Below are 14,099 nucleotides of genomic sequence, written 5' to 3'. Positions count from 1 at the left end.
TGGGATTCCGATGCCGATGGTCTGTCACCGCTCTCGGTCGGGGGTTGTTGCGTCGTCTGCGTCGTCGGGGCTGCCGCTGGGCCGGCTTCCGTGATTCTCCGCGTCCTGTCCGGTGCCGGGCGGGTGCGCGGGCCCGTGCCCCGGCACGGAGGAACGGACGGGTGTCGGCCCGCGCCGCAGCGCGCGGTCGGTGAGGGCGGGCGCGGAGCCCGTGTAGTGCGTCGGGTCCGTAAGGTCACGCAGCCGGTCCCTGGAGAGCATCTCGCGCAGGGTCGGCTCCTCCTCCTCGAGTGCCTCGTCCAGCGTGATGCCCTCGTCCACGGCCATCCGTGAGGCGGCGTCCAGGAGCTTGCGCGCGCGGGCGCGGCCGAGGAGAGGCCCGAGGGCCACGGTCAGGCGCTCGCTGACGATCAGCCCCTCGGTGAGGGCGAGGTGTTCGTGCATCCGGTACGGGAAGACCTGGAGCCCTTCGGCGAGTTCGGCCGCCTCATGGGCCGCGCCGCCGGTGAGCCGCAGCAGGTCGCGCACCGGCTGCCACTCGGCGTGCCAGGCGCCCGCGGGACGCTCGTCCTCCGCCGCGAGGGAGGACAGCAGTGTCGCGGCGAGGGCCGGTGCCTGACGGGCGCTGGCGGCGATGAGCGTGGCACGCACCGGATTGGTCTTGTGCGGCATGGCGGACGAACTGCCGCCGTCGCCCTCGCCGACCTCGCTGATCTCGCTGCGCGAGAGCACCAGCACGTCCGCGGCGAACTTGCCCAGCGCACCGCAGGCGAAGGCGCACGCCGACCCGAGATCGGCGACGGGCGTGCGCAGCGTGTGCCACGGCAGCGAGGGTTCGGCCAGTGGGAGTTCGCGCGCGTACGCGGCCAGCAGCCTGAGGCCCAGGTCGGTGGCGGGAACGCCGTGGGCCGCCCCTTCCGGGGACTCCGACTCCGGCCCGTGGCTGCCGGGCCCGGTCCTCGGGCCCGTGCCGTCGCCGTCCGTGCCCGTGTGGGCGTCCGCCTCGGCGTAGGCCGCGAACGCCGCCAGCGTGCCTGCCGCGCCGCCCAGTTGGACGGGGAGGCCGGCACGTGCCGCCGAGAGCCGGTCGTGGGCGTCCAGCACCAGGCTGCGCCAGCCGGCGACCTTGAGGCCGAAGGTCGTGGGCACCGCGTGCTGGGTCAGCGTCCGCCCCGGCATGGGGGTGTCGCGGTGTTCGGCGGCCATCAGGGCCAACTCGCGCGCCGTGCGGTCCAGGGCGGGGAGGACGGCGTCCAGCGTGCGGGCGGCGACCAGCATCAGTGCCGTGTCGAGGATGTCCTGGCTGGTGGCGCCCCTGTGCACGTACGGCGCGGCGTCACGCCCGACAGTGTCGGTCAGGTCCGCGACCAGCGGGATCACCGGATTGCCGCCGGAGCGGGCACGCAGCGCCAGCCCGCGTGCGTCGAAGCGTTCCGCGCGCGCGGCCTTCGTGACCGCCGACGCGACGGAGTGGGGTGCCAGCCCCAGCGCGGCCTGCGCCCGTGTCAGCGCGGCCTCGGCGTCCAGCAGTGCCTGGAGCACTGCTTCGTCCCCCGTGCCGGACTCCGCGCCCGAACCGGCACGTGCCGGTGCGAGAAGTCCGACGTCCTCCGGTCCGGGGCCAGGGCCGTTCCCCGGCCCCGTACCGGAGCCTCGTTCATTGGAAGTCAAGGAAAACGGTCTCCTTCTCGCCCTGAAGCCGGATGTCGAAGCGGTACGAGCCAGTGGCACGTTCAGCCGTTGCCACCAGGGTCTCGCGCCGTTCTGCATCGAGCGAGGCGAGAAGCGGGTCGTCGGCGTGCGCTTGAGTGTCTCCCGGAAAGTACACGCGGGTGAAGAGGTGGTGCAGGAGCCCGCGCGCGAAGACACACACACTGATGTACGGGGCGTGGCCCGTGCGTGCGCCGGGTCGGAGGGTGTGCGCGGTCCAGTGGCCGTCCGCGTCCGTCGCCACGCGTGCGAAACCGGTGAAGTCCACGCCGTTGCGCCCGAGATGACCACCGTTCACAGGGTCGCGCCGCATGGAGCCGGGCGCCCCCGCGAGGTCTCCGTCGGTGTCGGCCTGCCACAGCTCTATGAGTGCGTCAGGTACGGGCGCTCCCGAACCGTCGTAGACGTACCCGTGCACGGTGACGGTGCCGTCGCGGCCCGCCGGGGCGACCTCGCCGCCGCCGGGGAAGGGAAGGGCGTAGCCGTAGAAGGGCCCCACGGTGTGGGACGGGGTCGGCTGCAGGGAGGTGTGTGCGTCCGTCATCAGCGGCCCTCCTCGATCCAGGTGGCGGACGGTCCGTCGAGGACGATGTCCCAGCGGTAGCCCAGGGACCATTCGGACCGGGACAGCTCGTGGTCGTACCGGGCCACCAGTGCCTGCCGTGCGGACTCCTCGGTGACGGACTGCAGGATCGGGTCGTGGGCGAAGAGCGGGTCGCCCGGGAAGTACATCTGGGTCACCAGGCGCTGCGTGAACGCCGTGCCGAAGAGCGAGAAGTGGATGTGCGCGGGGCGCCAGGCGTTCTCGTGGTTGCGCCAGGGGTAGGCGCCGGGCTTGATCGTGGTGAAGGTGTAGCTGCCGTCGTCACCGGTCAGGGTGCGTCCGACACCGGTGAAGTTCGGGTCCAGCGGCGCCGGGTGCTGGTCGCGCAGATGCGCGTAGCGTCCCGCCGCGTTGGCCTGCCACAGCTCGATGAGCTGCCCGCGCACGGGGCGTCCGGCGCGGTCCAGCAGCCGTCCGGAGACGGTGATGCGCTCGCCGAGCGGCTCGCCGGTGTGCCGCGTCGTCAGGTCGCGGTCGGTGTCCGTGACATCGGTGGTACCGAAGACCGGGCCGTGCAGCTCGACGGTCTCCGGGTCGGACTTCACGGGGACGAGCGGCTGCTTCGGGTGGCGGAGCATGCTGCTGCGGTACGGGGCGTAGTTCCGGGACGGGTGGTGGGAGGCCGGGGCTCCGGCGGCGCGTGACTTCTCGTACGCGTCGCGCAGTTCGGCGACCTCGCGATCGATGTCTCGCTGGGTGAGGGGCATGGACGGCTCCTGTCGGTCCTCCTCGTGGACGGACACGAGGACGCGGACGGGGACGAGGACGGGGGCGGTGTGGGTGATGTGCGGCCGGGACTGGTTCCGGCGGTTGTCACTCGGCCCGAATTGCTCAGTGTGCTGATTATTTTCGGGTGAGTGTCTCCGACGCTGCCACTACCCGTTCTGGCGCGTCAAGGGCAAGGAACATGCAGGATGGCGTGGGGAGGGCTCGACACCCTGTGACTTGCGGCGCCAGAATCAGTCAGTACACGATCGGAAATCGTGCACGGAGGAACAGGACGAGGGAGAGCTGAGAGCGCATGGCGGCGGTCGATCTGAGCACGCACCCGGGGCATCTCGCCCGCCGGCTGCAGCAGGCCCACTCCCTGCTGTGGGGGGCGATGGTCTCGGAGGAGACGACGTCGCCGCAGTTCGCCGTGCTCAACGCGCTGGAGGAGAAGCCGGGCATGGACCAGCGCACCCTCAGCGAGCACGTCCACCTCGACCGTTCCACCATCGCTGATCTCGTGGCACGGCTCGCCGGGAGGGAACTGGTCGAGCGGGTGCGCGACCCGGACGACGGGCGCCGCAACGTGCTCAAGCTGACGGAGGAGGGCCGCCGCCTGCACCGGAAGCTGGTCACGCGGACCGCGCGGATGAACCGGGTCTTCCTGGCGCCTCTGAACGGTGAGGAGCAGGAGACCCTGCTGCGGCTCATCGCGAGGGTGGCCGGCGCCGCGGAGGAGCTGCGCGGCTGACGGCTCCCGTCGGCAAGGGCCGGCGGGGGTGACCGGGCCCCTTGCCGGGTGACGGACTCAGCGGGTGCGGGAGCGGAAGACGGGGACGCTCACCGTCCCGTCGTCCAGGCAGCGTCCCGTTCGCAGGTCGAAGCGCTGCTTCAGCAGTGGCGAGGCCACGAAGGGGGTGCTGTTTTCATGGCCGGTCCCCGGGGCCTCCGTCGCGGCCGGGTCACCGGGCGCCGAGCCCAGCAGACCGCGGGAGAGTACGTAGGCGCCGGTGAAGGGGTCCCGGTTGCCGATGACGTACGTGCGGCCCGCACGGTCCACGAAGACCGCGGCCTGGGAGCCGTCCCGCAGCAGGGCCGCCACGCCCCGCCCGGGGGTGAGGTCGTCCAGGCCGCAGACCGCGAACCAGCCCTGGGCGTCGCGCACTTCGACGCGGGGGCCGTCGAACTCGCCCGCCCTGGGGGAGCGTTGCGGGGACGGGGCGCTGGCCCCAGGGGACTCCGTCGCCGTCGCCGGTGTCGTGGCCGTCATCGGACCGGTCGTCGCTGTGATGGTCATCGGGTGGCCGTCCCTTCGAGTTCGGGTGTGCGGTCCGCCGCGCCGCGCACGGGGATGTCGGGGCCGGACAGGAGCGTCAAGTCCGGCTTCATCTGATCGCGTTCGGCGACGAACCGCACCGTCGGATCGGGCACGCCTGGCGCGTTGACGAACGAGACGAAGCGGGAGAGCTTCTCCGGATCGGCCAGGGTTTCGGACCACTCGTCGCGGTAGTGCGCGACGTGGTCGGCCATCAAGGCCTCCAGCTCCTCGCAGAGTCCCAGCGAGTCGTGCACGACCACGTCCCTGACGTGTCCGAGCCCGCCCTCGATCCGCTCCAGCCATGCTGAGGTGCGCTCCAGCCGGTCCGCGGTGCGGATGTAGAACATCAGGAACCGGTCGGTCAGGCGCACCAGTTCGGCATCGCTCAGGTCCTGCGCCAGCAGATCGGCGTGGCGCGGCGTCGCGCCGCCGTTGCCGCCGACGTAGAGGTTCCATCCGGACGAGGTGGCGATGACGCCGAAGTCCTTGCCCATCGCCTCGGCGCACTCACGTGCGCACCCCGAGACCGCCGACTTCAGCTTGTGCGGGGAGCGCAGACCCCGGTAGCGCAGTTCGAGGTCGATGGCCATGCGCACGCTGTCCTGCACGCCGTAGCGGCACCAGGTGCTGCCCACGCAGGACTTCACAGTGCGCAGCGCCTTTCCATATGCGTGGCCGGACTCGAAGCCCGCTTCGACCAACCGCGCCCAGATCGCCGGGAGTTCGTCGACCCGCGCGCCGAACATGTCGATGCGCTGCCCACCGGTGATCTTCGTGTAGAGGCCGAAGTCCCGTGCCACCTCGCCGATGACGATCAGCTTCTCGGGCGTGATCTCCCCGCCGGGGATGCGAGGGACGACCGAATACGAGCCGTTGCGTTGGAGGTTGGCGAGGAAGTGGTCGTTGGTGTCCTGCAACGCGGCCTGCTCGCCGTCGAGTACGTGGCCCCCGGCTCCGATGGAGGGCGCCAGCGAGGCGATGATCGAGGCCACGGCAGGCTTGCACACCTCGCAGCCCTCTCCCTGGCGGGCCTGCTCGCGTCCGTGCGAGTCGAGCAGCCCCGCGAACGACGTCACCCGAAGGGTGCGCACGATCTCGTACAACTCGCTGCGCGTGTAGGCGAAACAGCCGCACAGGCCCTTGTCGACGGTGACGCCGTTCGCCTCCAGCTCGGCGTCCACGAGCTGCCCGAGCACCTTGACGCAACTGCCGCAGCCCGTACCGGCCTTGGTGCACTTCTTGACCGACGGCACGTCCGTGCAGCCGTGTTCGGAGACGGCCGCACGGACTGTTCCTTTGTCGATGTGATGACAGTTGCAGACGACGGCGTCGTCGGGCAGAGCGGCGGGACCGAGAGCGGTGGACGAGCTGTCACCGGCGCCCGCCGGGAGCACCAGTGACTCCGGCGGCACGGGCGGCACAGAACCGGTGAGCGCTCGCAGCGTGCCGTACGACTCGGCATCGCCCACGAGAACGCCGCCGAGCAGTGTGCCCTCGGGGGAGATGACCAGCTTCTTGTAGACGCCCGCGCGGGAGTCGGAGTAGACGACGTCGAGACTGCCCTCCGCGGTGCCGTGCGCGTCGCCGAAGGAGGCGACGTCGACACCGAGGAGCTTGAGCTTGGTGGAGGTGTCCGCGCCGGTGAAGGTGCGCGACTCCGGCTGTGCGGGCGGCGCCTGACCGTGAGTCTGCGGCGCCGGTCCGGGCGGCGCCAGGCGGGCCGTGACGGCGTCGGCGGCGGTCTCCGCCATCTCGTAGCCGGGCGCGACCAGCCCGTACACCGTTCCGTCGGCGGCCATGGCGCACTCACCGATCGCGTACACATCCGGGTCGTCCGTGCGGCACCGGTCGTCGACGACGATGCCGCCGCGCTGGCCCACGGCGAGCCCGGCGTCGCGTCCGAGCCGGTCGCGCGGGCGTATGCCGGCCGCGAAGATCACCATGTCGGCGGGGATACGCGAGCCGTCCGAGAGCGCCATGCCCGTCACCGCTCCGGCCGCGTCCGCTTCGATCCGCTCGCCCGCCACACCCGTGCGGACGTCCAGCTCCATGTCCTCCAGGGTGCGGCGCAGCGCCGATCCGCCGCCCGCGTCCACCTGGAGCGCCATCAGCCGGTCGCTCAACTCGACGATGTGCGTGCGCAGTCCGAGCCCGCGCAGCGCGCCCGCCGCCTCCAGCCCCAGCAGCCCGCCGCCGACGACCACCCCGGCGCGTGCCGCGCTCTTCGCGTACGTCTCGATGGCGAGGAGATCGTCGAGGGTGCGGTAGACGAAGCAGCCCGTGCTGTCGTTGCCGGGGACGGGCGGCACGAACGGGGAGGAGCCGGTGGCCAGGACGAGCGCGTCGTAGGTGATCGTCCGCCCGGAGCGGGAGGTGACCGTCCGCCGTGCGAGGTCGACGGCCGTCGCCGGGTCCTCCAGAAGCAGTTCGATGCCGTGCGAGGCGATGAAGTCCTCTTCGGCGAGGGCGAGTTCGTCGGGTGCCGTGCCGGAGAAGTAGGAGGTGAGCCGCACGCGGTCGTACGCGGGACGCGACTCCTCGCACAGCACGACCACCCTCGCTGTCGCGGTGGTGCCGCGGGCGGCCAGGGCCTCCAGGAAGCGCTGGCCGACCATTCCGTGACCGATCAGCACGATCGTCGGCGTTGTCATCGAAGGGCCTCTCCGTCTCGGGTGAGCAGGTGGAGCAGCGGTTCGGGCGCCAGCGGTTCGTCGCTCTCCCAGGTGCGGGCGAGGGCGCCGACCGTCGTGAGGTCGCCGAGGAGGATGCCGCCGGCGAGCCGGCCGTCGCGCACGACGACCTTGCGGTAGGTGCCGCGAGTGGCGTCGGCGAGGTGGACGACCTCGTCGTCCGCCCGCGGCAGCGGGTCGCCGAAGGCGGCGAGGTCCAGGGGGTGGCGCGGCGCCTGCGTCCGTGTCCGCGCGGGCGCCGCGGGGCCGCCGGCGAGTGTGAGGCGGGTGAGGGCGCGCGTGCCGCGGTACTGCGGGGCGCCCGAACCCCTGGTCAGGACGCGGGCAAGGGCGTCGGCCTGTTCCTGCGCGGGGCCGGCGAGACCGTAGAGGACGCCGTCGTGCTCGGCGCAGTCACCGATCGCGTGAACGTGCGGGTCGTCGGTGCGCAGCTCGTCGTCGACGACGACGCCGCGCGACACGGCCAGGCCCGCGGCCTCGGCGAGCCCGGTCCGGGGGCGGACGCCGCAGGCGACGACGACGAGACCGGCGTCGAGGGTGCAGCCGTCGGCGAGTTCGACGGCGCGGACCGCTCGGCCCGCTCCGTCGCCACCGGCACCACGAACCGCACCGCCGGGAGGATGCGGCCGGGTGAGCAGGCCGCGTACCCGGCACTCGGTGTGCACCTCGACGCCCAGTTCCTCCAGGTGCCTCCGCAGCAACGCCGCAGATCCCGCGTCGAGTTGGCGCTCCATGAGACGTTCGCCCTGGTGGGCGAGGACGACCTGGGTCCCGCGACGGGCCAGCGCGCGCGCCGCTGAGACGCCGAGCAGCCCCCCTCCGATGACGACGGCGTGCATGTCCGGCCGTGCCTCGCTGCGGAGGGCGAGGCAGTCGTCCATCGTGCGGAAGGCCCGTACCCCGTCCGGGAGTTCACCGCCGCCGGTGGTGAACAGGCCGCGCAGCGGCGGCAGTACGGGATTCGCGCCGGTGGCCAGCACGAGCGTGTCGTAGGGGACGACCCCGCCGTCGTCGCACATCACGCGCCGGTCGGCACGGTCGATGCGGACGGCGCGCACTCCGGACAGCCGGCGGGCCGGGCCCGCCGGAAGCGTGATGACCTCCGGCGGGTACTGGCCGGCGAGGACGTCCGCCAGCAGCACCCTGTTGTACGGGGCGTGCGATTCCTCGCCGATGACCGTGACGTCCGCGGGCGCGCCGGCGGCACCGAGCTGCTGGGCGAGCCTGGCACCGGCCATGCCGCCGCCGATCACCACCACGCGTTCACGCTCTCGCAAGGTCATGGCATGAGCGTGGGTCCTGCCTGTTTCCCGGCCGCATCGCTGTTGTTTCCCCGGAGGAACGGTGCCCTCATCGGACGGCCCGGCGGCGTGTGAGCGGCGAGGCCCCCGTCCGGCCGGGGCCGATTGTCGGTGGCGGGCGGCATGCTGTGGACATGTACCGGGAGCGGCGGTCGCTGGTGGACGGTGCCGTGGTGTGGACCCACGGCACCATGTCCGACGGGGAGGGGCGCGTCCTGCCCGACGGGTGCATGGATCTGCTGCTGTGGGACGGCGCGCTGGTCGTCGCGGGGCCCGACACGCGGGCGCATCTGTTCACGCGGGCGGCCGGGTCCCGTATGACAGGCCTCCGTCTCCCGCCCGGCGCGGGCCCGCTCGTGTTCGGCGTACCGGCCCACGAGGTGCGCGACCGGCGTGTGCCGCTCGGCGAGCTGTGGCCGTCAGCCGCGGTGCGGGTGCTGGAGGAGCGGGTCGCGGAGGCCCCGGCGCCGGGGCGGGCCCTGGAGGGCATCGCGGCGGAGCGGCTCGCCGGGCGGGAGCCGGTTTCCAGCGGTGACGTGGCCGGACTGCTCGCGCGTGGACGGGGAGTGGCATCAGTGGCCCAGGTCCTGGGCCTGAGCGAGCGGCAGTTGCACCGGCGTTGCCTGGACGCCTTCGGCTACGGGCCCAAGACCCTCGCACGGGTACTGCGCATGCAGGACGCGCTGCGCCTCGCGGCCCGGGGCATGCCGCCCGCCCAGGTGGCCGCCGTCGCGGGGTATGCCGACCAGGCCCACCTCTCGCGCGAGGTCAGGGCTCTGGCCGGGGCGACCCTGGGCGAGCTGTCGCCTCAGGGGAGCGCGGCGAACAGGTCCACCCCGTTGCCGTCGGGGTCGGCCACGACGGCGTAGCGCTGACCCCAGAAGGCGTCCCAGGGTTCCTTGTGGCTCTCGTATCCGGCGTCGGTCAGCTCCGCGTGGAGCCGGTCCACCTCGGCGGGGGAGTCGCACAGGAACGCCAGGCCGATGCGGCCGCTGCCCTCGGGGCCGGGGTCCCAGCCCGGGTCGAAGGAGCGGATGGTCTCCTCCGTGTCCCAGGCGATCCGCAGCCCGCCGGGCAGCGCGGCCTCGACGTGCGGTTCGCCGTCGGCGGAGGCGGGGATGTCCAGACCGAGCCGGCGGTAGAAGGCGAGGGTGGCCGCCATGTCGGCGGCGACGAGCCCGATGAGATCGAATCGTGGTGTCATGCGCCGCACGTTAGGCGGGGCACCGCCCGAAGGTCTTGAACGAATCGGACGTGCCGCGTGCGCGACGGGACGGACCCGGCCGGTGTACTAACGGACCTGGAGGAACTCTCGAGCCCCACGCAGTCGTGTGTGTATGCCCCGCTGGGTGGCGTTGCTGTCGAGGCGGACATCGAGGGCCCCGGACATGAGGGTGTCGGCCCGGCGCCCCGCAGGCAGCCGGGTTGCGTCCAGTCCGTCGCGTCGGGCGATGAGACCGCCGAGTTCGTGACGGCTGAGCGCGTCCGCCCCGCCGAGGTTCCCGGGCGCTCGAAGGTCGAGCTGGTACCAGGAGGCTCCGGCCGAGCTGCCCGGGCGGGAACAGTACGTTGCGGCCGTCTCCCATCCCACAGCCGTCGCCTGCCGCACAACTTCCGTCCCGAGGAAGCCGCTACCGCCGATGATCAGAACCTTCACAGCGTCCTACGGTAGACAGCCCAGGTCTGCTCCGGGTGTCCGGAGCTCGAACGATCGGTCAGGCCGCCGACGCGCCGACGCGCCGACGAGCGCAGGAGCGGAGCCCCGGTCCCGATTTCGCTTGGGACCGGGGCTCTTCCGCTGACGGGGCGGCACTCCGGCCGGACCTGTGTGGGGCAGGTCGACCGCCGCGTCACGGCGTGCGGCCCCGTTCAGGCCGACTGCTGTTCGATCGCCGCCGGGTCCATCCACACGACCTCCCAGTGGTGGTCGTCGAGGTCGTAGAAGCTGCGCCCGTACATGAATCCGTGGTCCTGCGGGTCGCCCGCGGGGCTGCCGCCCGCGGCCAGGGCCTTGTCGCACAGATCGTCGACCTGCGCTCTGCTCTCGGCGCTCAGCGCGATCATCGCTTCGGTGCTGGTCCGGGAGTCGGCGATGTCCTTCTTCGTGAACGACTTGAAGAAGGGCTCCGTGAGCAGCATGACGAAGATGTCCTCGCTGATCACGAGGCATGCGGCGTTCTCGTCGGAGAACTGGGCGTTGAAGCCGTAGCCGAGCTGGGAGAAGAAGTCCCTGGACTTGGCGAGGTCCTTCACGGGGAGATTGACGAAGATCTTCGTGGACATGAGCCGCCACCTTCCGCTGGTTTCCGTGCGCTGCCCGGGTTTCTGCCGGGTTGCGGGGCTTTCCCCGCTGTTGTGTGGACCATCGAGGCAGCGGCAACTCATCGGTGCCGGTGGAGTTTTCCGCGCGCTACTTCTGCGGGGACGGCGGAGAGGGGCACAGCAGCAGCGTGACGAAGCCGAGCGTTCCCCGGTAGCCGCGCAGCCAGCCCTCGCGGTGTTCTGCCGCGACCCTCAGGGCGAGGCTGCTGATCACTTGACGGTCCATGGCGGGCAGTGTGCCGTCCTGTCCGTCCGGCGTCGTGCGAATTTCTCATCGGTCCGCGCCCCGGCGGGCGTCCGCCAGCGCCTGGTCCACGCCGCGTTCGTGCGGGCCGAGGAAGTGCGGGGCCGGGGTGACGCCGGCGTCGAACGCGGCCTTGGCCGCGCCGGGGATCTCCCGCAGGCCGCCCGCGTACCAGGTGGCGTCGCGGGGCTCGGGCACGGCCACGCCGTAGGAGTCGATGCCCGCGGCGCGGCACAATGCGGTGGCGCGGCGGATGTGGAAGTCCTGACTGAGCAGGAGCGCCCGCCCGACGCCGAAGACGCGTGCCGCTCGCGTGCAGGAGTCCCATGTGTCGAAGCCCGCGTAGTCGGCGGCGATGTGCCGCTCCGGAACGCCCCGTTCGGTCAGGTAGGTGCGCATGGCGTCCGGTTCGTCGTACTCCTCGCGGCTGTTGTCGCCGGAGACCAGTACCGCCCGCACCTTCCCCCGTTCGTAGAGGTCGGCGGCCGCGTCGAGCCGGTGGGCAAGGTACGGGGAGGGCTCGCCGTCCCACAGGCCGGCGCCGAAGACCAGGGCGACGGGCGCGGACGGCGCGTCGGCGACCGAGGCGTGCGGGCGCACGTCGTCCGTGGAGAGCCGAAGCCAGGTGACTGGCAGCAGACCGAGGACGCAGCACACCATCGCCGCCTGTACGGCACGTCTGCGGCGGGCGGTCAGGCCGGCGCGGACGGGATGTCTGTCGGGCACGTCTCCTGCGACGCGTCGGTGGCACCGCCCGGTTGCGCAATCGGCCACCGAAGGCGGGGCAGGGCCGGACGGGAGTCCGGGGCTCGGCGTGTACGGGGATGCCGGGGCTCGCCCCTCATGGCGCAGGCCGCGCCGTGCCCAGCGTGCCGGATCTCCCCAACTCCGTGGGTGCGGCGGGCCGTTCGGGCTCGGTTGGCTCGGTTGTCGGCGTTGCGAGTTCCACCCGCACCGCGCAGACCTTGAACTCCGGCATCCGCGAGTCCGGGTCGAGTGCCGGGTTGGTGAGGGAGTTGGCGCGACCCTCGCCGTGCCAATGGAAGGGCATGAACAGGGTGTCGGGGCGGATGCCGCGCGTGATGCGCGCCGGTGCCACCGCGCGTCCGCGGCGCGAGACGACCGCCAGCGAGTCGCCCTCCTCGGCTCCCAACCGGCCCGCGAGCGACGGGTGCAGCTCGACGAACGGGCCGGGGGCCGCCTCGTTGAGCGTGGCGACACGCCGCGTCTGCGCGCCCGACTGGTACTGGGAGAGCACGCGTCCCGTCGTCAGGCGGAGCGGATAGCCCTCGTCGGGCTCCTCGTCGGCCGGACGGTGCATCACGGGGACGAAGCGGGCCCGTCCGTCCGGTGTCGCGAAGCGGTCGAGGAAGAGGCGCGGGGTCCCGGGATGCGGCGACCGGGAATCGTCGTCATCGCCGGTCTGTTCCGGGCAGGGCCAGAAGACGCCGTCCTCGGCCGCGATGCGCTGATAGCTGATGCCCGAGTAGTCCGCGGGGCCGCCCGCCGACGCGCGTCGCAGCTCGTCGAAGACTTCCTCCGGTGCGGCGGGGAAGCCCTTCTCCCAGCCGAGACGCGCGGCCAGTTCCTCCAGGACCTCCAGATCCGTGCGCACGCCCGCGGGCGGGTCGACGGCCTTGCGACGCAGCAGCACGCGGCCCTCCAGGTTCGTCGTCGTACCCGACTCCTCCGCCCACTGCGTCACGGGAAGCACGACGTCGGCGAGGCGCGCCGACTCCGACAGGACGACGTCGCACACAGCGAGGAAGTCCAGTGAACGCAGCCGCTGTTCGACGTGCGCGGCGTGAGGGGCGGAGACGACGGGATTCGAGCCCGCCAGCAGCAGAGTCCGTACATCACCGCCGAGCGCGTCGAGGAGTTCGTACGCGCTGCGCCCGGGGCCCGGCAGGGACGCCGGGTCGACACCCCATACCCGGGCCACGTGTTCGCGGGCCGCGGGGTCGTCGAGTCTGCGGTAGCCGGGCAACTGGTCGGCCTTCTGGCCGTGTTCGCGGCCGCCCTGCCCGTTGCCCTGCCCGGTGAGGCAGCCGTAGCCGGACAGTGGGCGGCCCGGACGGCCCGTCGCCAGGCAGAGGTTGATCCAGGCGCCGACCGTATCGGTGCCCTTCGACTGCTGCTCGGGTCCGCGCGCCGTGAGCACCATGGCGTGACCGGCGTCGCTGAACAGCCTTGCGGCTCGGCGCAGTTCGGGCACGGAGACCCCGGTGATGCGCTCCACCAGCTCCGGCCAGTGAGCCATGGCCGCACTGCGGGCCTCGGGCCAGCCGGTGGTGCGGGCCTCGATGTACCCGGTGTCCGTCCCGCCCTCGGCGACCACCAGATGCAGCAACCCCAGCGCGAGTGCCAGATCCGTGCCCGGCCGTGGCGCGAGGTGCAGGTCGGCATGCTCGGCCGTCCGGGTGCGGCGGGGGTCGACGACGATCAACGTACCGCCGCGCTCGCGCAGTTCGGTGAGGTGGCGCAGTGCGGGCGGCATCGTCTCGGCGAGGTTCGAGCCGACGAGCACGACGCAGTCCGTACGGCCGACGTCCTCCAGCGGGAACGGCAGTCCGCGGTCCACGCCGAAGGCCCTCGTGCCGGCCGCTGCGGCGGAGGACATGCAGAAGCGGCCGTTGTAGTCGATCTGCGACGTGCCGAGCACGACGCGGGCGAACTTGCCCAGAGCGTAGGCCTTTTCGTTCGTCAGTCCGCCGCCGCCGAAGACGCCCACCGCGTCGGGGCCGTGCTCGTCGCGCGTACGGGCCAGGGCCGCGGCGACGAGATCCAGGGCCTCCTCCCATTCCGCCGGCTCCAGTTCACCGGAGGACGAGCGACGCACCAGGGGCCGTGTGAGGCGGGCGTGCGGTGCCAGGACCTCCGTGGCCGTGCGGCCCTTCACGCACAGCGCGCCACGGTTCACGGGGAAGTCCGGGCGCTCCGCCACCTCCAGGCCGGGAGGCTCCGCGGCCTCGTCGCCTCCGTCCGCGCGGCGCAGCGTCATGCCGCACTGCAGCGCGCAGTACGGGCAGTGGGTGTCGGTCCCGGAGCGGACGGCGAGGGGGTTCGCGTGCATGGCACCACCGTGGAACCCGCCTGTTACGGACGGCCGCGGCCCAGGTAACGGGCCTGGCAAGGCGTCCTCAGCGCAGCGACGTCGCACCGGTGAGGTCGCAGGTGTGAGCGCGACGAAACGAAGCGGGCG

14 protein-coding genes are annotated in these 14,099 nt (G+C 72.4%); 2 read left to right on the top strand and 12 right to left on the bottom strand.

Going from position 1 to position 14,099, the window contains the following annotated elements; all coding sequences use genetic code 11:
- Positions 1-24: 24 nt before the first annotated feature.
- From I004_RS32855 to pcaH, 3 genes are read right to left on the bottom strand one after another with little or no spacing between them, the layout of a single operon-like run.
- Positions 25-1,671: a class-II fumarase/aspartase family protein gene (locus tag I004_RS32855; RefSeq protein WP_486579849.1), complete on the bottom strand. Its 1,647-nt coding sequence runs from the start codon at positions 1,669-1,671 to the stop codon at positions 25-27.
- A complete protein-coding gene (gene pcaG / locus I004_RS0107895) occupies positions 1,658-2,254 on the bottom strand; it encodes a protocatechuate 3,4-dioxygenase subunit alpha (protein ID WP_028435029.1) in 597 nt (198 codons plus the stop codon). Before pcaG ends, I004_RS32855 begins: the two co-directional genes overlap by 14 nt.
- The gene (pcaH, locus tag I004_RS0107890) at positions 2,254-3,021 is read right to left on the bottom strand and encodes a protocatechuate 3,4-dioxygenase subunit beta (RefSeq protein ID WP_028435028.1); all 768 of its coding nucleotides are present in this window, start codon (positions 3,019-3,021) and stop codon (positions 2,254-2,256) included. Before pcaH ends, pcaG begins: the two co-directional genes overlap by 1 nt.
- 314 nt (positions 3,022-3,335) lie before the next feature.
- Here pcaH and I004_RS0107885 point away from each other — a divergent pair, with 314 nt between their 5' ends.
- Positions 3,336-3,773 carry a MarR family winged helix-turn-helix transcriptional regulator gene (locus I004_RS0107885; RefSeq protein WP_028435027.1) on the top strand — a complete coding sequence of 146 codons (438 nt, stop codon included), beginning with the start codon at positions 3,336-3,338 and terminating at the stop codon, positions 3,771-3,773.
- A gap of 57 nt (positions 3,774-3,830) precedes the next feature.
- On the opposite strand, the gene I004_RS0107880 is transcribed toward I004_RS0107885, so the two are convergent.
- From I004_RS0107880 to I004_RS0107870, 3 genes are read right to left on the bottom strand one after another with little or no spacing between them, the layout of a single operon-like run.
- Positions 3,831-4,319 carry a nitrite reductase small subunit NirD gene (locus I004_RS0107880; protein WP_486579848.1) on the bottom strand — a complete coding sequence of 163 codons (489 nt, stop codon included), beginning with the start codon at positions 4,317-4,319 and terminating at the stop codon, positions 3,831-3,833.
- On the bottom strand, positions 4,316-6,991 hold the full coding sequence (gene nirB, locus I004_RS0107875) for a nitrite reductase large subunit NirB (RefSeq protein WP_028435025.1): 2,676 nt from the start codon (positions 6,989-6,991) through the stop codon (positions 4,316-4,318). The genes I004_RS0107880 and nirB overlap by 4 nt, the downstream gene beginning before the upstream one ends.
- Positions 6,988-8,313 carry an FAD-dependent oxidoreductase gene (locus I004_RS0107870; RefSeq protein ID WP_028435024.1) on the bottom strand — a complete coding sequence of 442 codons (1,326 nt, stop codon included), beginning with the start codon at positions 8,311-8,313 and terminating at the stop codon, positions 6,988-6,990. The genes nirB and I004_RS0107870 overlap by 4 nt, the downstream gene beginning before the upstream one ends.
- Positions 8,314-8,465: 152 nt before the next feature.
- On the opposite strand from I004_RS0107870, the gene I004_RS0107865 reads away from it, so the two are divergent.
- Positions 8,466-9,200 carry a helix-turn-helix transcriptional regulator gene (locus I004_RS0107865; protein ID WP_028435023.1) on the top strand — a complete coding sequence of 245 codons (735 nt, stop codon included), beginning with the start codon at positions 8,466-8,468 and terminating at the stop codon, positions 9,198-9,200.
- Here I004_RS0107865 and I004_RS0107860 read toward each other — a convergent pair.
- From I004_RS0107860 to I004_RS32845, 6 genes are all read right to left on the bottom strand, one after another.
- Positions 9,140-9,535, bottom strand: a complete 396-nt coding sequence (locus I004_RS0107860) for a VOC family protein (RefSeq protein ID WP_028435022.1) — start codon at positions 9,533-9,535, stop codon at positions 9,140-9,142. The two genes, I004_RS0107865 and I004_RS0107860, sit on opposite strands and share 61 nt — an antisense overlap.
- 87 nt (positions 9,536-9,622) lie before the next feature.
- Positions 9,623-9,988: a hypothetical protein gene (locus I004_RS37460; protein ID WP_051344829.1), complete on the bottom strand. Its 366-nt coding sequence runs from the start codon at positions 9,986-9,988 to the stop codon at positions 9,623-9,625.
- Between the two features lie 212 nt (positions 9,989-10,200).
- Positions 10,201-10,614 (bottom strand): VOC family protein, encoded by a 414-nt coding sequence (locus I004_RS0107850; RefSeq protein WP_028435021.1) that lies wholly within the window; start codon positions 10,612-10,614, stop codon positions 10,201-10,203.
- Positions 10,615-10,741: 127 nt separating this feature from the next.
- Positions 10,742-10,879, bottom strand: coding sequence for a hypothetical protein (locus tag I004_RS39405; protein ID WP_158677015.1), 138 nt, complete (start codon positions 10,877-10,879; stop codon positions 10,742-10,744).
- A gap of 45 nt (positions 10,880-10,924) precedes the next feature.
- Positions 10,925-11,557, bottom strand: coding sequence for an ElyC/SanA/YdcF family protein (locus I004_RS0107840; RefSeq protein ID WP_078510962.1), 633 nt, complete (start codon positions 11,555-11,557; stop codon positions 10,925-10,927).
- A gap of 181 nt (positions 11,558-11,738) precedes the next feature.
- Positions 11,739-13,970 carry a molybdopterin oxidoreductase family protein gene (locus I004_RS32845; RefSeq protein ID WP_078510924.1) on the bottom strand — a complete coding sequence of 744 codons (2,232 nt, stop codon included), beginning with the start codon at positions 13,968-13,970 and terminating at the stop codon, positions 11,739-11,741.
- Positions 13,971-14,099: the final 129 nt, after the last annotated feature.

This window comes from Streptomyces sp. TAA486 (genome assembly GCF_000426165.1).
Note: the sequence above shows the minus strand (reverse complement) of the source record. Positions and strands in the feature narration are given on the sequence as shown.